The sequence below is a fragment of the Oceanobacter mangrovi genome, from assembly GCF_019740315.1.
GTDB lineage: Bacteria > Pseudomonadota > Gammaproteobacteria > Pseudomonadales > Oceanobacteraceae > Oceanobacter > Oceanobacter mangrovi.
The window spans coordinates 143,802-166,355 of record NZ_JAHXZR010000012.1 but is presented as its reverse complement, the minus strand read 5'-3'; the positions used below and the strand labels follow the sequence as shown (position 1 = coordinate 166,355).

The 22,554-nt window shown below is 54.9% G+C and carries 20 protein-coding genes; 4 read left to right on the top strand and 16 right to left on the bottom strand.

Going from position 1 to position 22,554, the window contains the following annotated elements; translation table 11 throughout:
- From K6123_RS23295 to bktB, 4 genes are all read right to left on the bottom strand, one after another.
- A partial coding sequence (locus K6123_RS23295) for an FAD/NAD(P)-binding protein (protein ID WP_246624936.1) occupies window positions 1-134 on the bottom strand: 134 nt, incomplete at its 3' end.
- 337 nt (window positions 135-471) lie between these two features.
- Window positions 472-2,244 (bottom strand): acyl-CoA dehydrogenase family protein, encoded by a 1,773-nt coding sequence (locus K6123_RS20615; RefSeq protein ID WP_221801188.1) that lies wholly within the window; start codon window positions 2,242-2,244, stop codon window positions 472-474.
- 24 nt (window positions 2,245-2,268) lie between these two features.
- Entirely contained in the window at window positions 2,269-4,407 is a 2,139-nt protein-coding gene (gene fadB, locus K6123_RS20610; protein WP_221801186.1) for a fatty acid oxidation complex subunit alpha FadB, read from the bottom strand.
- Between the two features lie 253 nt (window positions 4,408-4,660).
- Window positions 4,661-5,839, bottom strand: coding sequence for a beta-ketothiolase BktB (bktB, locus tag K6123_RS20605; RefSeq protein ID WP_221801184.1), 1,179 nt, complete (start codon window positions 5,837-5,839; stop codon window positions 4,661-4,663).
- Window positions 5,840-6,032: 193 nt separating this feature from the next.
- Here bktB and K6123_RS20600 point away from each other — a divergent pair, with 193 nt between their 5' ends.
- On the top strand, window positions 6,033-7,052 hold the full coding sequence (locus K6123_RS20600; protein ID WP_221801183.1) for an AraC family transcriptional regulator: 1,020 nt from the start codon (window positions 6,033-6,035) through the stop codon (window positions 7,050-7,052).
- 65 nt (window positions 7,053-7,117) lie between these two features.
- Here the strand turns inward: K6123_RS20600 and K6123_RS20595 are convergent, their stop codons facing one another.
- Window positions 7,118-7,774, bottom strand: a complete 657-nt coding sequence (locus K6123_RS20595; RefSeq protein ID WP_221801181.1) for a hypothetical protein — start codon at window positions 7,772-7,774, stop codon at window positions 7,118-7,120.
- 15 nt (window positions 7,775-7,789) lie between these two features.
- On the bottom strand, window positions 7,790-9,109 hold the full coding sequence (locus K6123_RS20590; protein WP_246624929.1) for an ammonium transporter: 1,320 nt from the start codon (window positions 9,107-9,109) through the stop codon (window positions 7,790-7,792).
- A 534-nt stretch (window positions 9,110-9,643) separates the two neighbouring features.
- On the opposite strand from K6123_RS20590, the gene K6123_RS20585 reads away from it, so the two are divergent.
- Window positions 9,644-10,837, top strand: a complete 1,194-nt coding sequence (locus K6123_RS20585; protein WP_221801179.1) for a 5-methyltetrahydropteroyltriglutamate--homocysteine S-methyltransferase — start codon at window positions 9,644-9,646, stop codon at window positions 10,835-10,837.
- Between the two features lie 65 nt (window positions 10,838-10,902).
- Here K6123_RS20585 and K6123_RS20580 read toward each other — a convergent pair whose 3' ends face one another.
- From K6123_RS20580 to K6123_RS20550, 7 genes are all read right to left on the bottom strand, one after another.
- Window positions 10,903-11,529, bottom strand: a complete 627-nt coding sequence (locus K6123_RS20580) for a LysE family translocator (protein ID WP_221801178.1) — start codon at window positions 11,527-11,529, stop codon at window positions 10,903-10,905.
- A gap of 122 nt (window positions 11,530-11,651) precedes the next feature.
- The gene (locus K6123_RS20575) at window positions 11,652-12,008 is read right to left on the bottom strand and encodes a roadblock/LC7 domain-containing protein (RefSeq protein ID WP_221801177.1); all 357 of its coding nucleotides are present in this window, start codon (window positions 12,006-12,008) and stop codon (window positions 11,652-11,654) included.
- Between the two features lie 29 nt (window positions 12,009-12,037).
- On the bottom strand, window positions 12,038-12,418 hold the full coding sequence (locus K6123_RS20570) for a roadblock/LC7 domain-containing protein (RefSeq protein ID WP_221801176.1): 381 nt from the start codon (window positions 12,416-12,418) through the stop codon (window positions 12,038-12,040).
- Between the two features lie 123 nt (window positions 12,419-12,541).
- The gene (locus K6123_RS20565; RefSeq protein ID WP_221801175.1) at window positions 12,542-13,243 is read right to left on the bottom strand and encodes a hypothetical protein; all 702 of its coding nucleotides are present in this window, start codon (window positions 13,241-13,243) and stop codon (window positions 12,542-12,544) included.
- Window positions 13,233-14,561, bottom strand: coding sequence for a phosphatase domain-containing putative toxin (locus K6123_RS20560; protein WP_221801174.1), 1,329 nt, complete (start codon window positions 14,559-14,561; stop codon window positions 13,233-13,235). Before K6123_RS20560 ends, K6123_RS20565 begins: the two co-directional genes overlap by 11 nt.
- A complete protein-coding gene (locus K6123_RS20555; RefSeq protein ID WP_221801173.1) occupies window positions 14,561-15,088 on the bottom strand; it encodes a GTP-binding protein in 528 nt (175 codons plus the stop codon). The genes K6123_RS20560 and K6123_RS20555 overlap by 1 nt, the downstream gene beginning before the upstream one ends.
- 4 nt (window positions 15,089-15,092) lie before the next feature.
- On the bottom strand, window positions 15,093-15,617 hold the full coding sequence (locus tag K6123_RS20550) for a hypothetical protein (RefSeq protein WP_221801172.1): 525 nt from the start codon (window positions 15,615-15,617) through the stop codon (window positions 15,093-15,095).
- Between the two features lie 761 nt (window positions 15,618-16,378).
- Here K6123_RS20550 and K6123_RS20545 point away from each other — a divergent pair.
- On the top strand, window positions 16,379-18,508 hold the full coding sequence (locus K6123_RS20545; protein WP_221801171.1) for a methyl-accepting chemotaxis protein: 2,130 nt from the start codon (window positions 16,379-16,381) through the stop codon (window positions 18,506-18,508).
- 64 nt (window positions 18,509-18,572) lie between these two features.
- On the opposite strand, the gene K6123_RS20540 is transcribed toward K6123_RS20545, so the two are convergent.
- The 3 genes from K6123_RS20540 to K6123_RS20530 form a co-directional block, all read right to left on the bottom strand.
- Window positions 18,573-19,853, bottom strand: coding sequence for an MgtC/SapB family protein (locus tag K6123_RS20540; RefSeq protein ID WP_221801170.1), 1,281 nt, complete (start codon window positions 19,851-19,853; stop codon window positions 18,573-18,575).
- Between the two features lie 74 nt (window positions 19,854-19,927).
- The gene (locus tag K6123_RS20535) at window positions 19,928-20,560 is read right to left on the bottom strand and encodes a YigZ family protein (RefSeq protein ID WP_221801168.1); all 633 of its coding nucleotides are present in this window, start codon (window positions 20,558-20,560) and stop codon (window positions 19,928-19,930) included.
- Window positions 20,561-20,669: 109 nt separating this feature from the next.
- Complete coding sequence (locus K6123_RS20530) at window positions 20,670-21,392, bottom strand: P-loop NTPase family protein (protein WP_221801166.1); 723 nt, start codon at window positions 21,390-21,392, stop codon at window positions 20,670-20,672.
- Between the two features lie 291 nt (window positions 21,393-21,683).
- Here K6123_RS20530 and K6123_RS20525 point away from each other — a divergent pair, with 291 nt between their 5' ends.
- Window positions 21,684-22,541 carry a TatD family hydrolase gene (locus K6123_RS20525; protein ID WP_221801165.1) on the top strand — a complete coding sequence of 286 codons (858 nt, stop codon included), beginning with the start codon at window positions 21,684-21,686 and terminating at the stop codon, window positions 22,539-22,541.
- Window positions 22,542-22,554: the final 13 nt, after the last annotated feature.

The window sequence follows — 22,554 nt, the reverse complement described above, 5'->3', positions numbered from 1 at the left end:
TTTTCAACCAGACAGATGCTGAGTTCCTGACCGGCTTCCTGGGCCAGTTGGGCCAGACGAATGGAAGCGCTCAGGCCGGATGGGCCTGCACCAACAATGACGACGTCATAGGCCATGGATTCGCGTTCGGACATATTTACCTCTCAGCTTGCTGCATCTGTTAGTGACAACCAGGATGATGCCGGACGACTGTTAGTCATTGCCTGCTCTGCGGCGGCATAGACGACAAATTCCCGGTTCGTATTACCGGCGTCTGGTTGTCTTTATGTTTTTCTGTATGTCGTTCTTGGTGTCTTTCTTTATGTTTTGCCGAGCCGTGCGGTCTGGCCGCCAGCCCTGGTTATTAAAAAGCCCCCGGCAGACAGCTATGCTGGCTCCGTAGGGCAAGTCAGTGCCGCAGAGGCTTGCTTCACTGACCCACCGGGCAGCACAGGGTGAGGGCTGCCCGGCGGAGACTTCAACAAACAGTCGTTAGAACTGCTCGTTGCTGAGTGCCATCACACTGCCACTGCCAGCCATCAGGGTAAGGGCGTGGCTGGCCTGACGTGGCAGCAGGTGTTCACAGAAGAATTGTGCGGTTGCCAGTTTGGCACCGTAGAACTCAGGGTCCCCTTCACCGGCGTCGAGCTTGGCCTTGGCCTTGATCGCACTGGCCAGCATCAGCCAGCCACCCGTGGTGTAGCCCATCTGCATCAGGAAGCTCATGGCCACAGAACCGGCCAGATTATGGTCTTCCTTTGCGCCTGCCAGAATGAAATCACGGCTGCTCAGAGCGCTCTTCAGGGCTGCCTCAAATTGAGTGAGGGCGGATTCTGGCAGAACCTGAGCGGATTTGGCAGCCTCAAGGGTGGAATCCATTTCTTTCAACAGACTTGTGAGTACGGTTCCGCCGTTCACCAGCATCTTACGACCGATCAGGTCGAGTGCCTGAATAGCGTTAGTGCCTTCGTAGATCGGCAGAATACGGGCATCACGGAAGTATTGGGCAGCGCCGGTTTCTTCAATAAAGCCCATGCCACCGTGTACCTGAACACCAACGGAGGTCAGTTCTACCGACATTTCGGTACACCAGCCTTTAACGATTGGCGTCAGCAGTTCGGCCCGCGCCATGTGTTCAGCGGCATTGTCGCCGCCAACCAGACGCGCCTTGTCGAGTTCGGCGGAAGCCGTCAGACACAGCGCCCGCATGGCTTCAGTGGTGCTCTTCATTACCATCAGCATGCGACGGACGTCCGGGTGTTCGATAATGGCAACACGGCTGCCGTCTTTCAGTGTGCCCTGCAGACGATCCTTGGAATACTGCAGCGCCAGCTGGTAAGCACGCTCGGAGATTGACAGGCCCTGTACACCGACACCCTGACGGGCATCGTTCATCATGGTGAACATGTACTTCAGACCCTGGTTGGCTTCACCCACCAGATAGCCTTCGGCGTTTTCAAATTCCATCACACAGGTTGGTGAGCCGTGGATACCCAGCTTGTGCTCCAGTGACAGGGCAACGGCACCGTTACGCTGATCAGTGGTTTCACCGTTAGCGTCAAGCAGGAACTTCGGCACGATAAACAGCGAGATACCTTTCACACCAGCAGGCGCATCTGGCAGACGTGCCAGCACCAGGTGAACGATGTTCTCGGTCATCTGATGGTCACCCCAGGTGATAAAGATCTTGGTGCCGCTGATGCGGTAAACATCACCGTCCGGGATCGCCTTCGACTTCACCGCCGCCAGATCGGAACCGGCATCCGGTTCAGTCAGGTTCATGGTGCCAGCCCATTCGCCAGAAACCATTTTCGGCAGGTAGGTCCTTTTCAGCGCGTCGCTGCCATGATGAGTCAGAGCCTCAATCGCGCCCTGGCTCAGCAGTGGACACAGTGCAAAGGCCATGTTGGCGGAGTGCCAGATTTCGTTAACGGCGGTACCCAGCACCTTCGGCAGGCCCTGGCCACCAAATTCTTCAGCGGCGTTGAGTGACAGCCAGCCACCTTCAACCAGCTGGTCGTAGGCTTCCTTGAAGCCCGGAGTCTGCTGTACGCCCTGCTCATCAAGGTGAGCACCTTTTTCATCACCCACACGGTTCAGCGGTGCCAGTACACCAGCGCCCAGCTTGCCAGCTTCTTCGACGACGGTAGCAGCCAGCTCCATGTTGATACCTTCCAGATTGGCGGCTTCACAGAGTGCGTCGAAGCCGACCAGCTGATCCAGCACGAATTCGGCATCACGGTATGGATGTTTGTAATCACTCATGAGTTTGCTCCTGATCCTTTATTCCTAGTAGAACGTCTTGCCGCTGGCGGCGCGTGCTTTCATATCTTCAGTTAACTGGTACAGCGGGCCGCACTCAGCGTGGGCTTCAACCTGGGCAGCAAAGGTGCTGGCGCCCAGATTGTCGATGTAGCGCAGGGCGCCACCACGGAAACGCGGGAAGCCCAGCCCCAGAATCAGGCCCATATCGGCTTCGGTAGCGCTGGCAACAATGTTTTCTTCCAGACAGCGCACCACTTCCATACACATAGGAATCATCATGCGTTCGATGATTTCAGCATCGCTGACGGTTTCGTTACGGCTGACGCGCTGCTCCAGAATGGCGGCGACCTTTTCGGAACGACGTTTGAAGCGCTTGCCGTGTTCGTCCTTGCCGTATTCATAGAACCCAACGCCGTTTTTCTGACCCAGCGCACCTTGCTCCAGCAGGGTTTCGATGATTGGCCGGTCGTCGTGGGCCATACGCTCTGGGAAACCTTCTTCCATCACCTTGTCGGCATGCACCATGGTGTCGAGACCAATCACGTCGGCCAGGTAAGCCGGGCCCATTGGCCAACCAAACTGCTCCATCACCTGATCGATACGCTCGAAATCCACACCGTCCATCAACAGCCGGTTGAAGCCGTTGAAATACGGGAACAGCACCCGGTTCACCAGGAAGCCCGGGCAGTTGTTCACCACAATCGGGGTTTTGCCCAGTGCCGCCGCAAAAGCGACGGTGGTCGCAATGGTTGCGTCGCTGGTCTTGCTGCCACGAATCACTTCCACCAGCTGCATCGCGTGTACCGGGTTAAAGAAGTGCATACCACAGAACTGTTCCGGCCGCTGCAGTGCTTCGGCCAGTACGTCGATGGAGATGGTGGAGGTGTTGGAGGCGACAATGGCGTTGTCGGCGACCTTGTGTTCAACCTCAGCCAGTACCGACTTTTTGACGTCTTCACGCTCAACCACGGCTTCAACCACGTACTGAACGTCGTGGAAACCTTCGTAGGTCAGGGTTGGGTGGATATGTTCCAGCACCGCGCCCTTGCCCGCTTCGGTCATTCGACCCTTGCTGATGGAGCGGTCGAGAATGCTGCTGGCAGTGGCAACACCGAGATCCAGCGCTTCCTGACGCAGGTCTTTCATCAACATCGGCGTGCCGTTCAGTGCCGCCTGATAAGCGATACCACCGCCCATGATGCCAGCCCCCAGTACCGCAGCGGTCTTGACCGGCTGTGCCTGCTTGCTCCAGCGGCGGGTTTCGCGCTTGAGGAACTGGTCGTTGAGGAACAGACCAACGAGGTTTTTGGCGACGGTGCCACTGGCCAGCTCACCAAAGGTTTTCGCTTCCATGCCCTGGGCTTCGTAGAAGTCACGGGTCATGGCAGCGGTAACGGTTGCCAGAATCGCAGGAGCGGCCGGGTAACGGCTGTCCAGTCCCTTGCCTTGTTGGTCACGCACGGCCTGCATGGCAGCGGCGTTAATTTCGTTTTCGTCGAGGCTCTTCTGCTTGCTCAGTCGCTTGAGCATGTATTCGTCGCCCTTGCCGATGATTTCCAGCAGCAGGTTACGGGCGTCGTCGAGCAGATCATCCGGCTCAACCATGGCGTCGATGGCACCCTGTTCGAGCGCCTTGCTGGCGGCAACCGGTTTGCCGGTCAGCATCCAGCCGAGTGCACATTCAGCGCCGATCAAACGGCTCAGTCGTACGGTGCCGCCCCAGCCCGGACAGATGCCCAGAGTGACTTCCGGCAAACCGAGTTTGGCCTTGCTGTCGGCGATGCGGTAGTCAGTAGACAGCGACAGCTCCAGACCACCACCCAGCGCCATGCCATTGATGGCAGTCAGGGTTGGATATGGCAGCTTTTCGATGCTGTTGAAAAGACCGTGACCCTTGCCAGCCCAGCGGGCAATTTCGTCGGCCTTGAGGTCGAACAGCTGGGTAAATTCAGTGATATCAGCACCCAGCACAAACGCTGGCTTGGCACTGTAGATCAGCAGCCCTTTCACGTCCTTGCTGGTGCCCAGCGCTGCCAGCGCCTGACCCAACTCGTCCTGTAAGTGGCTGTTAAGAACGTTAACCGACGCATCCTGAGTGTCCAGCACCAGTTCGGCGATACCGGATTTAGTCAGAGAAAGTGATACGGATTGACCTGCATACATAGAAAAGCTCCCTGGATTGTCTGAACGACGGCGAGGTTCCTGGTGCTTCCGGACGAGCATTCGTCCACTACGGAAGGGAAACCGGAATCATGCCCTTCAGACCCCGGCTCTGTCTTGAGAGAAGCCGGTTTTTGACCAAATTTCACGCAATGTTCACAAATGATTGGACATTTTGATCAGTTGCCAAACTGTCACTGAAAACCGCACCAGACCTGACGTTGATCGTTGTTTGCCAGGTCTGGAGATGAGGTGTTTACACCCGTTCGAACAGCGCTGCGATACCCTGGCCACCGCCGATGCAGAGGCTCACCATGGCGTAACGACCACCAATGCGTTGCAGCTCATACAAGGCCTTCACGGTGATGATGGCACCAGTAGCACCGACCGGGTGTCCGAGCGCAATGCCACTACCGTTAGGATTGAGACGTTCCTGTGGCAGTTTCAACTCACGAGCTACAGCCAGCGCCTGGGCCGCAAAGGCCTCGTTAACTTCGTAAACGTCGATGTCGTTCACACCCAGACCCTGACGGTCGAGGATGTCACGAATCGCCGGTACCGGGCCGATGCCCATGATTTTTGGATCAACACCCTGCACGGAATAGTCGACCAGCCGGGCCATCACGTTGAGGCCACGCTGCTCAGCAGCTTCACGTTCCATCATCACAATGGCTGCGGCGCCATCGTTAAGGCCAGACGCGTTACCGGCGGTCACGGTGCCGTCTTTCTTGAATACCGGACGCAGCTTCTCCATATCGGCAACGCTGCAGTTGAAACGCACGTGCTCGTCTTGTTTGAACTCGACAACGCCTTTACGGCTTTTCAGTTCAATCGGCAGGATCTGACTTTCGAAATAACCATTTTCAATGGCGGACTGGGCACGCTGGTGACCCTGGGCGGCGTAGGCGTCCTGGTCTTCACGGCTGACGCCGTATTTCTCGGCAACGTTCTCGGCGGTCACGCCCATGTGGTAGTGATTGAACGGACAGGTCAACGCCGCCACCATAGGATCAACCATGGCACCATCACCCATGCGCTGGCCAAAACGGGCAGTCGGCAAGTGATAAGGCGCACGGCTCATGGATTCAGCACCACCGGCAACCACAGCCGACGCCAAGCCCAGCTGAACCTGCTGTGCTGCGGTAATAATGGCTTGCAGGCCACTGCCACACAGACGGTTAACCGTCAGTGCCGGCGCGCCTTCACGCACACCGCCATTCACAGCAGCCACGCGGGAAATGTACATATCGCGAGGTTCAGAGTGAATGACATTGCCGATCACAGTGTGATCAATATCGTCACCGGTCAGACCGGCACGCTTGACGGCTTCTGCCACCATGGCAGCAGCCATGTCACAGATTGGCGTATCTTTCAGGCTCTGGCCGTAACTGCCAATCGCCGAGCGCACACCACTTACGACAACAACGTCTTTCATTGAAAACCTCCGGATTCGATTATTTTTGTGTTCCACGCCGGTAGCAACGCCAGCGTTTTTGGAGTGCGACTATTAACCCCCACCAGAGCCCTCGTCGCCCATTACCAGCGCAGCCGTTTTCTTAACATATTCGGACATGAGCGTTATAATTTGGCCGCAAAAAGCATATTGAACCCAAATCAGTGACACCGGCATGACATTCGAACGTTCTTCCATCTCGATGCACTACGCCCGCGAACTGGCCCAGACCGCACGCCAGAAAGCCCTCGACGACCATCAGCTGTTGCGGATGGCCGGACTGGACCCTGAGCTGGTTGAGCACAGTGACGACCAGCGCATGACGCCACTGCAATTTGCAGACTTGCTACAGAGCTACCGCCAGCTTTCCAGCGACGAATTCCTTGGCCGCACAACACACCCATGTAAAAACGGCACCTTTGCGCTGATGGCACGACAAGCCGTCAACAACCGTAATCTACGAGGGGTTTATCGTCATATCAGCCGTTTCTACGATCTGTTTACCGACGATCTGGAATTTCATTTGATAGAGGAAGGAGAGCAGGCACGTTTTGAGCTTAAACTGGCCCGCCCAGAACTCGACGTTGCCCGCTTTCTGAGTGAATACCTGTTGCTGATCTGGCATCGTTTTCCGGGTTGGCTGGTAGGCGGATTTACGCCACTGATCAGAGCCGAGTTCGACTATCCGGCACCGCCCCATGAAAAGGAATACCGGCTGATGTTCCCTTGCGAAGCCATCTTCGACCAGCCGGTGTGTGCGCTGGTGTTTGAACGGGCACTGCTCGATCAGCCGTTAGTGCAGACCAACGAGACCCTCAAACAGCATTTGCATAACGCCCCGCTGGTGTGGGTGACCCGGCCGAGCTTTACCTCCCACTACGCCCGCCGGGTCAGCAATTTTCTGGAAACCCGCTTACAGCAGCAGGGCAGCCTTTCTGACTCCAGTATGGATGCCGCTGCCGAAGCCCTGTGCGTCACCACCCGCACCCTGCGCCGCAAACTGACCGCCGAACGCACCTCGTTTCAGGCGCTGAAAGACGACCTGCGCCAGAAACAGGCGGTCAAGCTGCTGAACCACAGGGAACTCACCATCAGCCAGATCTCTCTGCAGTTGGGGTTCTCCGACCCCGCCGCTTTCTCACGGGCGTTCAAGCAATGGATGGGCAAATCGCCGAAGGATTATCGCAATGGCTAAGCGAGCCTGAGCGCAGGCGTCCCGCCTGCACCTGTGACCGAGGCGGCCACTCTCCCAGTTCCCAGCTACTTCTGTTGCAACAGCTTGCGGGCATCCAGCCCACCCGGCTGCATCCGGTTAGCCCGCTCGACCGCCTGTGCCAGCTGTTTGTCCGCCTGCACCGGCCCAAACATTTCGCACATCACTACATACACCTGATTCAACAAATGTTTCAGCTGTAGCGGCGAGAACACCATGTCGACGTTATGGGGCTTGCCCAGCATGATGCGCGAAAAGGCATACACCAGATCGGCTGCCACGCCTTGTTGCTGCGCCCGTTCCTCAACACGTCCGCGCCAGGTTTGCAGTTGCTCAGGCGGAATCTGTCGTAACAGCGACGCCAGCACACAGACCAACGCCTGTTGCCAGGCCAGCAGGTCGTCTGCGCCAACGTCTTCTACACTGCTGGCACGGTCGCTGAATTCCTCCATCAGGCCATAGGGATCTTCCCGCAGGCCATCACCACTGCCCATCAGCAGGCCAATCAGGTCCTTGTATAGTTTGGAGCGGTTAGCCGAAATCTCGGCAATATGGCGACAGTCATTAAAAAAGCCATGCAGCTCATACTGGGATTTGGCGGCATAGCCTCGCTGCCAGCGCCACATCACTTCCCATAATTGGTCACCATCAATCACTTCGCTCAGTACGGTATACACCGCCCGACGTTTGGTAATTTCGTTCATGAGGGCACCTCCGGCTTATTGACGGAAGTAGGTCATATCCTTGTGGAACTCAGGATATGCCACCTCATAGTGTTCAGATACGTCCAGCCCCTGCTGTTCTTCAGCGGTGGTGACTCGTAAGCCCATCAGCACTTTCACCAGCAGGAAGGTCAGCAAGGCCAGCGGGAAGGCCCAGCCAAAGGCAGCAAAAATGCCGGTCAGCTGCACTGCGATTTGCTGGATATCAAACAGCTTGCCGGTCACGAACATACCTGCTGCAAGGGTGCCCCAGGCACCGGCAAAGCCATGTACCGACACCGCACCAACGACGTCGTCGATACCCAGCTTCAGCAGCAGCTGGCCTCCGGCCATGGCAACAATACCAGCCACCAGCCCGGTCAGGATTGCCCATTGTGGCTCCATCGAAGCACAGCCCGCGGTGATGCCCACCAGTCCGGCGATGCTGCCGTTGACGGTTACCGTCAGCAGAATCGGCGTGCGGGTCGCCCGACTGAACAACAATGCCCCCAGCGCACCGGCCGCGGCCGCCAGCTGGGTGTTCAAACAGATCAGGCCAATATCCGCGCCTGCTGCCAGGGTGCTGCCACCATTGAAACCAAACCAGCCGAGCCAGAGGATAAAACCACCCAACGCGACCAGGGACAGGTTATGGCCGGGAATATCCCGCACCTTGCCTGTATCGGCCTCAAACCGACCAGTACGCGGCCCCAGCACAATCACTCCGGCCAACGCACACCAGGCACCAATCGAATGCACCACGGTTGAACCGGCAAAGTCGATAAATCCCAGTTCCGCCAGCCAACCGCTGCCACCATACAGTCCGCCCCACACCCAGCTGCCGAACACCGGATAGATCACCGCGGCAATCACCGCCGACGCCACCAGATAGGCGTCATAGCGGGTGCGTTCGGCCATCGCGCCGCTGCATATCGTTACTGCGGTGGCGGCAAACATGGTCTGGAACAACAGCACGGTGTAGTCCCAGGGCTCGGCGTCCGCCAACATAAAATGACTGGTGCCAAACAGACCTGAAGGGTTGTCGCCAAACATGATGCCGTAGCCGACCAGCCAGAACACCAGTGTGCCCAGACATACGTCCATGTAGTTTTTCATCATCACGTTGACCGAGTTCTTGGCCCGCGACATACCGCTTTCCAGCAAGGCAAATCCGGCCTGCATGAAAAACACCAGCGCCGCTGCCGCCACCACCCAAACGGTGTCAGCGGCCAGTGCGGTAGCGAGATTTTCTGCGGGGACAGTAGCCGTTGTTTCTTCTGCGGCCCACAGTGGAGCAGCCAGCCAACAGCCTGCAATCGACATTGCATAACGACGCATACAGATTCCTCTTTCTTGAATAGTTGTAGTAATTGGCGGCCAGCACTGGCGATTCCGTACCTCCTCCCCGGCACGAAATCGGCTGGCTCTGACGAGCAGAGAAAATGCGCGATGGCTGTCGCAATCTGTATGCCATGGCTTAGGGGCACCGGGCTGGTGCATTTTTCGACCAACAATGCGGACACTGGCGCTTGTCATCGGAACCTCCGGTTGTTCCTCACCCTTGCCAGCAAGGGCTTTAATAACAATCTTGTTATTAGCGGCCAACAACCTGCTCACTAAACGATCAGTAAAGTATCTGGCCTGCACAAAAACCGAGCTGACCACTCAGTCAAACGTCTGTGATATACCGATTAATACCTGCCCGTTAATCCATAAAATGTCGTTTCGCACCCGAACGTCCAATTTGGCAACTGCCCGGCTAATAGCCATCATGAATTAGCCTCAACTTTTTCTGAAAAAACATCACTGGTTTTTCAGGTTGAGGTTTTTATGCTGGACGCCTTTCCATAGAGCTGCCTCAGGATTCCAGCCATGACCCAAACCAGCACCGCCAGCCCTCTTGATCACACGCCAATCAGCGCACCGTTTCGGGCGGACGTGGTGGGAAGCTACCTGCGCCCTCACTACCTCAAGCTGGCCCGCAGTCGTTTTGAACGTGGCGAAATTTCGGCCGAACAACTGGGCGAAGTTGAAGATCGTGCCATTCGAGAGCTGGTCGTGCAGCAGCGAGCCGCTGGTCTACGGGTAATTACGGACGGCGAATTTCGCCGCAGCTGGTGGCATCTGGATTTTATGTGGGGGCTGCAGGGCGTTGAGAAGGTAGCGATTGAAAAGGGCTATCAGTTTGCCGGAATGAACACCCGCGCTGAAAGCGCCCGTTTAAACGGCCGAATCAGCGGTGACAATCATCCGTTCATTGACCATTTCCGTTTTCTCGCCAGTCTGGCCGATGACCAGTGCTTGCCACGGCTGACTATTCCGGCTCCGGCGCAATTTCTGAAAGAGTTACAACGTCCCTGCAATATCGAATCAACCCGCGCGATTTACCCGGATCAGAACGACCTGCTTGCCGATATCGCCAAGGCTTATCAGAGCTTTATCCGCGAACTCTATTGGGCTGGCTGCCGTAATCTGCAACTCGACGATTGTACCTGGGGCATGCTGACCGACCCAGCAGTTGCCCGAAAGGCCGCTAACCCGGAACCAGGCTGCGCCTGTTGCAACCCGGTAGCCGCCTTCGATCATCTGACCGCAACCCTGCCCCTGCAGCAAACCTTGCTGACAGTGAATAATCTTGCCATCAGTCTTGCCCCCACTGATTTGCAGCTGACCACCCACGTCTGTCGGGGCAACTATCGTTCAACCTGGAGTGCCGCCGGTGGTTATGAACCGGTTGCAGAAGTCCTGCTGGGACACGAAGACGTCAGTGCCTTTTATCTGGAGTTTGATACTGAACGGGCTGGCAACTTTGAGCCGCTGCGTCATCTGGCGCCAGGCAAGAAAGTCGTTCTTGGGCTGGTATCGTCGAAAACAGCGGCGCTGGAATCTGCTGCCGATATTGAAGCCCGGATAGCGGAAGCAGCTCGCTACGTACCACTGGAAAATCTCTATCTCAGCACCCAGTGTGGTTTTGCTTCGACAGAGGAAGGCAACGAGCTAACGGAACAACAGCAGTGGGACAAGATTGCGCTGGTACAGCGAGTCGCGCGTAAGGTATGGGGCTGACACCACCAGAATGCGGGTCTGATGCGGGCGGCTGGCCCGCATCAGACAGGACTGGCGAGACCGACTTAACGGTCAGCCAGAGCCAGTTTAAGCGCCAGCGCACCGAATACGGTACCGGCAACCCGATTCAGCAACAGCTGGGCTGCGGCTGAACGCTTGAGCTTTTCGCCAATCATGCTGGCGCCGAAGGCAATTGCCGTGAATACCAGCAGTGTGGCAATAATCGCCAACACTCCCAGCATGATGATCTGACCGGCAATTGAGCTTTGGGCCGGATCAACAAACTGTGGCAGAAAGGCGAGGAAAAAGATCGCGACCTTGGGATTGGTCAGGTTCATTACGATGCCACGCAGATACAGCGAACAAGCACTTTTATTGCCCTCAGTATCCGCATCCAGACTACCGGCCTTTGAGCGAAACGCCTGCCAGGCCAGCCAGGCCAGATACACAGCCCCCACCAGCTTCAGTACGGTAAAAGCCATTTCAGAGGTCTGGAAAATAGCCGCAACCCCCATAGCCACCGCCGCAGTGTGGCCCATCAGACCCGTACACAAACCCAGCAAGACCAGCAAACCGGTGCGACGACCGTGCACGGCAGACTGGGTTAACACAAAAATATTATCGGGACCCGGAGCCATCGCCATCAGGATAGCAATCGGGAAAAAGATCATGGCGGTATCGAGGGAGATCATTGAACTTTCAATTTAAAATCAACAAGCCGGAATTGTCGTTCAAATTGTCCACTTTGCCAACCAGCCGAGAGGAATAGTCAGCTTTCCCTGTGCGATACCAGAGCATTCAGAGCTACTGGGAGTTATAGCAACTGGTAGATTTTTTGAGCGTGCTTCCAGGCCAGAATCTGTACCTTGCCAGCGTTCATCTTGACGCTGGACAAACAGGCCAGATACCCCTTGTCGAAGATGGGTAACAGCGTGACGGCTCCGGTCTTCGATCGAATATAGATCTCGGTGATTTCATCACAATCAAGCTCGGTGATGATTTTTTCACATACGACTTTCAGCTCAAAAAAGTAGGCACCAAACAAATCTGGGTCCTTGACATTACCATGATGAGCAATGACCAAGCCGTCGGTTGAAACTACCATGCAGACCAGCAAGTCGTCTGACCGATTCGCTAACTGTTCGAGTTGTTCCTGTATTGCAGCTAACAATTAAATCTCTCCCATTGATTTGACCGCCGTTAACCGGCCAACAAAGCCGCGATTTCACCAGCAGTGCGTTTGGACTCCATCAATACTCGTCCCTGCATGGCTTTGGGGCTGGCGGACAAGGCCAACACCGCATCCGGACCCGCGTAGGTCAGTACGGAAAAGCCGTCACTTCCCATGATCATGACCTGTTGCATCACACCAATATCCACTTCATTCAGCAGGTGGTCAGCCAGAGCCAACAACGAGGCACACATCGACGAGAAACGGTCATCATCAATAAATTCACGAATATCCGAGGCCATCAGATAACCATCTGTAGATACCAGGGCAGAGCCCAGAATATCGCCATGAGTAGTCGTCTTGAGCCGACGCAGCAGCGACCGAATAGCCGACTGATTTACTGTTGCCATCACAGACAATTCCTCAATTAAAAGCCGAAAACAGCTGGAGCCAGTCCAGCTGCAAGATTGTTATAGCCAGGACGGCATGCCCCGAAGTGCAAGAATCGGAGATCGACGCCCGAAAATGGCATATCAGATTGCTGCTTCTATCAATGGCACCTGAGCACGAGCCTTGGTCAACACCATACCCAGGTTGGCGGACAGTCGGCAGACAAACGTAGAGACGTAGTCCGGGTTCTGTTTGCCCCGAATAAAAACGTGGATGAGGTTTTCCGAGTTAACAATCACTTCCTTGAAATAGTGGAAGTTATCCAGTTCCAGACCACGAGCCTTCTTGAAGATATTTTCAATGGTCACCACATTGGGCCCCTGAAACAGGTCATGAGTTGCGGCAGACAACAGATCCAGTACTTCCTGTGGATGAGAATCCACGGTTTTGACGCCAAGCAACATACCACTGCCCAGATCCACTACCCCGGCAGCCAAACACTCAGGAATACTGGCGACTGCCTTGGCAATCACGTCATCAAACTCAGACATTGGGTTTCTCTCTTTGCTATTACACGATTGTGATAAGGCCGTAACCGCTGCCGGTATCACGGCAACAGGCTCGACTACTTGTTTGATACTGCTTTCAGGTCCTGGTGATACATCCACAACATCGATAGCAACCATCAGATCATCACCATCAAAGTGTTCCTGAAAAAGGACCTGGCTACTGTCCGACGACAGCTCAAAACCGTCGCTATTATCGACCTGACTGTTTGCTACAAAGCCGTCATCGATAAATTCGTCATCGCCATCCTGATCGAGATCCCAACGGTTATCGCTCATTCATCAATTCCTTCCGTAACGATTTGAGATCACTCGCAAAAGCTTCCAGAAATGCCACCTGAGCCTCTGACTGCACCCATCTGGGTTCGATATTACGAGCCTGCTCCAGAGCACTGATGGCATCATGTCCCTGCCAGATCAGGTAGGTACACAGAATGGTTCCGGTGCGGCCCATACCCGCTTTGCAATGCACCGCAACCCGCTCATTAGCGGCCAGCAATTGATCCACTGTTTGACAGATAGCCACGGCTTGTTGGCAGGTTGGCGCGCGCATGTCCGGAATCGGAAAGCAGCTGTTACCGATGCCGTAACGAGCCAGCAACTGCTGATTGACTGAAGCTTCTTTTGGTGGCGGCTCCGTCAGGGTAATCAGATGGCTGATTTCAACCTGTTTGAGTGATTTGATGTCGTACTCTTCATCATGGAAGACCCCGGGTCTTGGGGTTCCAGCCAATACACCTTTGATAATCCACTGGAAGCCACGCGGACCAAAACTGTCGCTGACGTAGTTACCTGCTGCGGCGGGTAACGGCAGCGGCTTGAGACTGCCCGGCTCGAGTTCTTCGGGACGAGAATCCGGCGATGGCACACAGCAAGATCCGGTTCTGGCGAAGGTCGCTGCCAGCTCGGTTTGCGGAGCCTTGAACAAGGCCCGTGAAGCAGCGGTTTCACGAACAAAACCGCCAGCCATCAACACCGACTGACCATCGAGATATTCGGCATGCTCCTGATTGTGCAACGTCAGTAACACACTCCGTTTTTCAGCCTGCAAACGAATCACGTCCAGCACCTTGCGGGCATCCTGCTGATTCAGCCTGGCTGTGGGTTCATCAAGGCAAATCAGGGGCGAAGAAGCCGCGCAAATACGCAAAATCGCCAGGCACCGGCTGGTAGCCAGATCAAGATTGATGACGGCTTCATTGAGTTTGTCGACCAGTTCGGGCAGTTGCCATTCCTGTAGCAGCCGAGTTGCCAGATCTCGTTGCTGGGCCAGCCCCAGGCTGTGACGTTCTGGTACTTCATAAAGGACATTTTGCAAAACATTGGCAGCCAACAAGCGCGCACTCTGCACCACCATACCGGGGCGCTCCGCACTTCCCAATGGCCGCCCCAAATAGAGCGCAGAGCCCCATGTACGCAAATTGGGGTTGCCGTCGTTGAGGCCAGCGAGAGTGCGCAACAGGGTTGATTTACCAGAGCCGCTGGGGCCAAACAGGCAGGTCACTCCCCTGGCACCTATGTCCATATCAATGGAACCCAGAATCGTACGTTCACCGATGCCGACACCAAAACCTGCCAGCGACAACACTTTGTCCATCAGGAGCCGATCGCAAGAATATGCAAGATACTGCGAACCAGGGTTTTGACATCATTCGGTTTTCTGGCGTCCACTTCAAAAACCGGTGCCTTGATGCCCATTTCTGCCAGCTTCTGCTGATAACTGTGTAAACGGGGAGAGCGAGCCAGATCCATTCGGGTAACGCCGATACAAACCGGCCGCCGCTGCAACAGGGCACGAAACTTGTCGAGATAAAACACCATGTCCGCGACAGGGTCCTCACGACTGTTGTCGAGCAGAATCACCAGCGCCAGACCACCGCGGCTGAGAATTTCCCACATGTAATCAAAGCGCTGTTGTCCCGGCGTGCCATAGAGGTGCACACTCTGGCCATCAGCCAGCTGCAATACGCCATAGTCCATTGCAACAGTCGTTGTTTGCTTCCGCAGACTCACTTCGTCACTGGCACGGGCTTCGGTCGTCACCACTGGCTTGTCACTGATCGCAGCAATCGCCGTGCTCTTACCCGCTCCAACAGGGCCGGTAAAAATAATTTTGTGATGCATGAAATCAGGCTCTCTTCAGCTTCATTAACAATGAGCTGATCAGCGATCGCTGTTGAATCGCAGGCTGCAAGTCGATGACTTCGGCGCTGCGGAGCGCTTCGGTATAGCCAGCTTCCCGTGCGGCGACATAAAACTGCCGTACCTGACTCAATGGCACCTTGAGCATTTTGGCAACCAGAGCAACCGAAGTGGCTCGTCGCCCGAGCAGGGCTGCCATACGCAAGCAATTGTCGGAATGCGGTAAGCGAGTAAAGTTGGGCCAGCGATTGAGCGTGAATATATCGGTATCCCGGGCATCAAACAGCATACGACCAGCAGATATTTCATACGCCAGCATCCACTGTAATTCACTGAGCTCACGCCCTTTTTGGCGGGTTAGCGTTACAGCCTCACTGCTGTCGGACAGTTTTCTCACCAGAGTTGAAGCGGGAGTGGCAGCAACCAGTTCCTCCAGCGAGCAACCGGATTGCAGAAATAACTGCTCTTTGCCCAGAATTACCATCTGCTTACCGGATCTGAAGCGAATCAATAAATTCCTGTGTTCCTGTATTGCCTTACGAATCAATAGCAAAAAGGACGCCTGAATTTCACGATCCATTTGAATAGCCTCAAAATTATCAATACTGAAAACAGCCAAGGCATATCCAATTACGAGCGACAGACCTTTACAGGTAAATTGCCTAATAAAATCTGCAATTCAACACCAAAAGCCTATTAAAACTAATCACGTTATTCATCTTGGCAGATATGGTTAGAACACCCCATAACCAACCAGGAATGTTAATCAAAGCATGTCGACGTAAACAATCCTTGAAAAAAGTTTAGGTAATTTTTGTGATAGAAGTTACAAATTTAAAATAATTATTTGTATGAAAAACCGACAAAAATCAATGCTGCTAGTAACAATGCTATCAGATAGCACCATAAATGCGAATATTAATTAGATACCAGCAACACACTGTTTATTAATATAGAAATTCAATCATCAGAAGAATGGTACTCCATCGGAATTCATTCAACGTCCTGGCTATGGAGAATTTAAACAACCACCGTGGAAGACAGCCGTGTCTACACTTCATATCGTTATTTAATCCGGTTCAATTCTCCATCCAGGTACATTGTGGTTTTACACATATTGAAAACCGATAATCACCACGATTAAACCTGACGGTTGTCTTACAGAAAGACCGGATTGTCCTCCTTCCTTTGACCACCCCCAAAGTTTCCCGGCAGAACCCTGAATATTTCCTACACTTTGTAAAAATTTGTCGTATCTGTCGGAGCCTTTTAATGCAATCCCTGCCACTGAGATTCAAGCTGTTCTCATTCACCGTCCTGATGGTCATCGTCATGTCGGCCCTGTTCACATGGAGCACCTACCAGGGAATCAACAAACTCAGCACGGAAGTCAGCCAGCAGTCAGAAAGCTTTATTCATGAAGCGGCCGTGAACCGATTGCAAATCAGCGCCCAGGCCTATGGCGAACAGATGACCGGGTATATCAACGCCGCCTACCGGGTGCCACTCACACTGGCGCGGATGATTCGCGAAAACATCATCAGCCACAGTGAGTATCCGATTTCGAGGGAGATGTTGAGCGAACTGGACGGTAATATGCTGGCAGCCAACCCGGATGTCAGTTCTATTTATTCCCAATTCGAGCCGAATGGCTTTGATGCGCTCGACAACCTCTATGTTGGCGAAGACAGCATCCATACCTTTGGTAAAACCGGTAGCCTGGAAATCTACTGGGTACGCAATGCCGACGGCAGCATCGAGCAAATCAAAGTCGATGACCCGCAGGAAAAATACGCCGCAGCCTACAACGAATTTGGCCAACGCGAAGCCGAGTGGTACTTGTGCGGCCGCGATACCCTCAAGCCTTGCATTATGGAACCCTACAGCTATGAAATTTCACCGGGCAACAGTGAAATGATGACCAGCCTGACCGTGCCCGTGGTGATCGACAACACCTTCCGCGGCATCGTTGGCGTTGATATCAACCTGCCGACCTTCCAGAAGCTGACCGACAAACTCAGTGCTGACCTTTATGACGGCAATGCCAGGGTAACCCTGATCACCCGCCTTGGCCTGATCGTGGCGTCGAGCCATTACAAGGCAAAAATTGGCCGGCCATTAACCGAAGCCATGCCCGAACTGGGAGATCAGTTAATCAAGCTGAATGACGGCAACGGCGTACTGGAAACCGACGGCCGTATGTTTGTTTCCCGTACCCTGCCAATCAAGGCCGCCGATAACCAGTGGTCCTTGCTGATTGAATTGCCGCAGGAAATCGCCCTTGCCGATCTCTACCGCCAACAACAGCTGATTGATAGCACCAGGAAAGACGTTATCGGCGAGCAACTGATGATAGCCATTGTGCTGATTATTATTGCGCTGGGCCTGATGATGTTGCTGGTTCGTTCGATCTCCCAGCCACTGTCCCGTCTCAACGGCCAGGTCGAACAGCTGTCCGGCAGCCATGGCGACCTGACCCAGACCATCAACCTCGACACCCACGCCGAGCTGATCGAACTGAGTGGCGGCTTCAACCGCTTCCTAGAAAAGCTGCGTGACATGATCAACACCCTCAAGGGTGTCAGCAGCAACGTACGGGAAATGTCGACCGAGAACCGTCATATCAGCCAGCAAACCCGCGCTAACACGGATCAGCAGCAGGAAGAAATGCACAACGTGGTCACTGCCACCCAGGAAATGTCGGCCACCGCCCACGAAGTTTCCCGCATTGCCGCTGACGCGGCTGGCCGCGCCCGCGATATTCATACCACCATCAATGACTCCCAGCGGATTCTGTCCAGCGCTTCCACCAGCGTTGAGCAGCTGACCAGCAGCATGCACACGGCCAGCGAGTCCATTTCCCGCGTCGAAAGCCGCTCCGATGACATCAACAAGATTCTGGAAGTGATTCGGGCCGTCGCCGAACAGACCAACCTGCTGGCTCTCAATGCCGCCATTGAAGCCGCCCGCGCTGGTGAACAAGGCCGCGGTTTTGCCGTCGTGGCCGATGAAGTGCGTACGCTGGCGTCGAAGACCCGCGCCTCCACCGAAGAAATCGACTCACTGATCAGCAGCCTGCAAGAGGAAGTACGAACCACGGTAGAAATTATCGAGCAAGGCAGCGTGCGCGCTGGCGGCGCCATGGAGTCCACCCGTAATGCCAACGAGGCGCTGCATACCGTTGTGACCGCGATTGGTGATATTGCCGATCACATCAATCAGGTGGCAACCGCGGCAGAAGAGCAAAGTGCCACCAGTAATGAAATTACCCGTAACCTGACCGTGATTGGTGACGCCACCCAGACGCTGGCACAACTGGCGCAGGAAGCCAGCCTGTCGAGTGACAAAGTCGCCGCCGAGCTGGATAAACTGGATTCACAACTGCAACAGCTGAACACCTGATAGCTGGCCGAGTGGGTTATGCCATGGGTGCTGCAACCAGCACCCGCATAACACCAGCGTTTTTCTACATCACCAGCCACAAGCTGGCAAACCCCACCAGCAACGAACCGGCCATGGCACCGGCGACACGAATCCCCAGCGCCATGCGGCCAATCACCAGCGCCAGTATCGACTTGAAGACGTTATTAACCGTCACTGCAATCAGAATCCCGGTCGCTGCAGCTGGCAGGCTGAGGGTTTCAGCCACCGACATACGGGACAGTGACAAGCTGATGGCATCAACATCCGTGATGCCGGACACCGCTGCCAGCAAATACACACCGGTATCCCCCAGTTCCTGCCGCAACCATTCCGCCAGCACCAGAATCACCACCAACATACCGCCGAGAATCAACGCCGACTGTAGCTCCAGCGGGTTCTTGGCCAGCTCGGGATGCGTTACCTCGGTTTTGCCCTGTTTCAGGCTGATCACAATCGCAGGCAGATACAGCATCAGGGTCATCAGCACCACAGGCACCAACAGCACACTCACCAGCTCATGATTGATCAACAGGCAATACAGCAGAATGCGCGGAAACATGGTGCCGCAAGCCAGCAGAATACCAGCGGACAGCAGTGCTGAATCAGCCGGTGAAGAACGCGCCAGGCGGGAAAAGTGCAGCGTCAGCGCCGTTGAAGAACTGAGTCCGGCAAACAGGCTGGTGAACAGCAAGCCCTTGCGAGCACCGGCAATACGCACCGAAAAATAGCCGATAAAGGAAATCGAGGCGATCAGCACCACCATCCACCAGATGGCGTACAAATTAATCACCCCTCCCGGCCCCATACCGGTTTGCGGCAACAGCGGCAGCATCACCACCGAAATCAGCAATAACTTCAGCGCCGCATCCAGCTCGTTCTGTTGCAGCTTGCGCAGCGCACCGTGAATGCCGACCTTGTTGTCCAGAATCATGGTGGTGATCACCGCCGCCATGGCTGCAATCACGGCTTCACCGCTGACCGCCATGGCACCAAAACAGAAGGTCAGCAGCAAACCAACAATGCCGGTAATACTGTAATTACGAGTCGCTTCCGCCTGCAGCCGATAACCGGTCAGGGCTAACGCTGCCACTACCAGCAGCATGGCGGGCATAAACCAGAAGGTCAGCTGTTGCGACAACAATGCTGCAATGCCACCAGTCAGCGCCGTGAGGGAATAGGTACGAATACCGGCAACGCGGGCACCGGCTTCCTGTTCACGGGAAACCCAGCCGCGCTGCACGCCGACCATGGCCCCCAGCAAGAGCGCAATCAGCAGCTGGAAAGCCGTTTCCGAGGTGCCATTAACAAACAGCGAAAGATCCATGCAAGGCCAACTCCGTTACCACAGGATCATTTCATCATGGATGATTTGGGGCGTTTTTGCAGCTCAGCAGTGCGCTAGTTTGCAGAGTCCTGATCAGGATATGAGATAACCACACCACCAGCACTCTTGTTGACTAACTCGCGTTCGAATTCGACCTGCTCGGAAGCGGCCACCAGCACGGTCAACACCACCTGGCTACCAAACTCACAGCTTTGCTGCTGGGTTGGGTATTGCTCCAGCAAGTGCCGCACCACGGATTCGTGGGGATAATCGTAAGACAGCGTCAGACAGGTCTGTGGCACCCGTTCTTCAGTCGGCAGATCTTCCAGCGCCAGCGAGACGGCATCAGAATAGGCTCGTTGCAAACCACCTGTACCCAGCTTGATGCCACCAAAATAGCGCACCACCGCCACCACCACTTCGCCAAGACCACTGTGCTCCAGCACTTTTAACATCGGCCGCCCGGCTGTGCCGCTGGGTTCGCCATCATCGCTCATCGACATTACGGTGGTATTGGGTGCTCCGGCGATGTAGGCCCAGCACACATGGCGGGCCTGCGGGTGGATTTCCCGTACCGAACGAATAAAGGCTTCGGCCTCATCACGATTACCCGCACGGCCAACAAAACTGATGAACTGGCTGCGTTTGATTTCAAACTGGTGCAAATGGGGTTCGCTGACGGCGGGAACGGGATAAACAGAACTCATGAAAACTCGGCGGCCGGAAACAACAGAGCCGTCATTCTGACGGCTCTGTTGCAGGCTGTCGACCAGACAGCTCCCTCCATCCCATCCCCCAATGACCTGGCAAGACGTATCAGTCCATCAGGGCGTCGCTGTTGGAACTGGTGACACTGCCGAACACCTTGTCGAACTCGGCGTAGGCCTTGCGCATCCAGACCTTGGTACGCTGGCGTTCCATCAGGCTCAGGCCACCTTCACTGCTGTTGGTGGCTGCCCAGAACGACAGCTCGTTCTTGTTGATCTTGAACATGGTGGAAGCATGCAGGGCTGGCAGCGTAATCGACTGAATACGGGTCAGCTCATCTTGCTGGTTAGCCGTGGTCAGCGCTTCAATGTCACTGAACACCGAGCCACGACCTTCGTTTTTGACCACCACGCAGTTGAGGAAATATTTGTATTTGGCGAAGAAGCGCTCCAGCAACAGCTGGGAATCCGGGCTGTCATCGACCAGATACCAATACACCAGTGGTACGTTCATTTCCTCACACATGTCCAGTACGCCGTTGTCGTCGATCCAGCGATCAAGGAACTTCTGGCTCTGGGCCGGTAAATCCACCACCACTTGCTGATCCTGCTCCAGCGCCAGTTCCATAATCGCATCGGAACTTTCAAAGCGATCAAGCTGCAGCGCCTGGGTGAAATCCTTGTAGTAGCGGGTCGTCGTCGAGTGCGACTGGTCAGCGTCCAGACCTGTGTACTGCATGCCCTTGTCGAGACAGTATTGCGACAGCAGTCGTGCCATTACCGATTTACCAACGCCGCCTTTTTCACCGCCGACGAAATGAATCATGCTCATAATCTACCGCTTCCTTTTGTGGTGGGCTCCAGTGTGGGCCAATCCGTTATGCGATGCCAGACAAGCTGTCTGGTTCCGCATCCCCCGGGTTGACGCAACCGGATTTTCGGGCGCCTTTGTAACACAGAGTTGAATACAAGTATTGGGCTGGCCACAGGGGCACCGGGATTTTTATAATGCCGGTACAATTTTGCAGTGGTTTTACGGTGCTTGTGAAAAAGCAGCCGAAAATCTGCGCTGCAGATGTAACACAGCAACTGCAAAAAACAGATTCACCAGCCGGATACTTTCATGAGCAAGAAGAAACGCCGCGACATCCCTCACTATGGTTTGCCGATTCTGGAAACCCACTTCCACCTCGATTACCTCAAGGAAGGGGATTCTGCTGGCGTACTGGCCGCAGGCCGGGCGATTGGCGTCGAGCGTTTTATCACCATCAGTGTCGAACCGGCCAACATGCCCACTGCCCTGGGCTTCAGTCAGCAGTTCGATGACGTTTATTGCACCCTCGGTGTACACCCCCACGAAGCCGCCAGTTTCGACGACGCCACCGAAGCCTATATGCGTGAGCACGCCAGCTTGCAAACCAACCAGGGCAAGGTGGTTGCAGTCGGTGAAATCGGCCTCGATTATTATTACGACCACTGTGACCGCGAGGTGCAAAAGCAGGTATTCCGCCGTCAGCTGGAACTGGCGATTGAATTCGACCTGCCCGTGGTGATTCACACCCGTGAGGCCGATGAAGATACCGCCGCCATCCTCCGCGAATACGCGCCAAGGATGAACCACAAGGGCGTGATCCACAGCTTCACTTCCGGAATGGAGCTGGCGAAGCTTGGCGTTGAACTGGGTTTCACTTTGGGTATTAACGGCATTGTTACCTTTAACAAGGCGGACAATGTGCGGGAAATTGTCGCCGCAACCCCACTGGAAAGCCTGTTGCTGGAAACTGATTCGCCATACCTCACTCCAATTCCGTATCGTGGTATTGAGAACGCGCCGCAGTATTTGCCATTTATTGCCGAGCGAATCGCTGAGGTGAAGGAAATCAGCGTAGAGCAGGTCTTACAGCAAACCTGGCAAAACTCGTTGCGGACTTTTTTTGCCAAACAGCAGCAAGCAGACCCACTGACAGACACCAGCGCCTGACAACCCGTTGGCA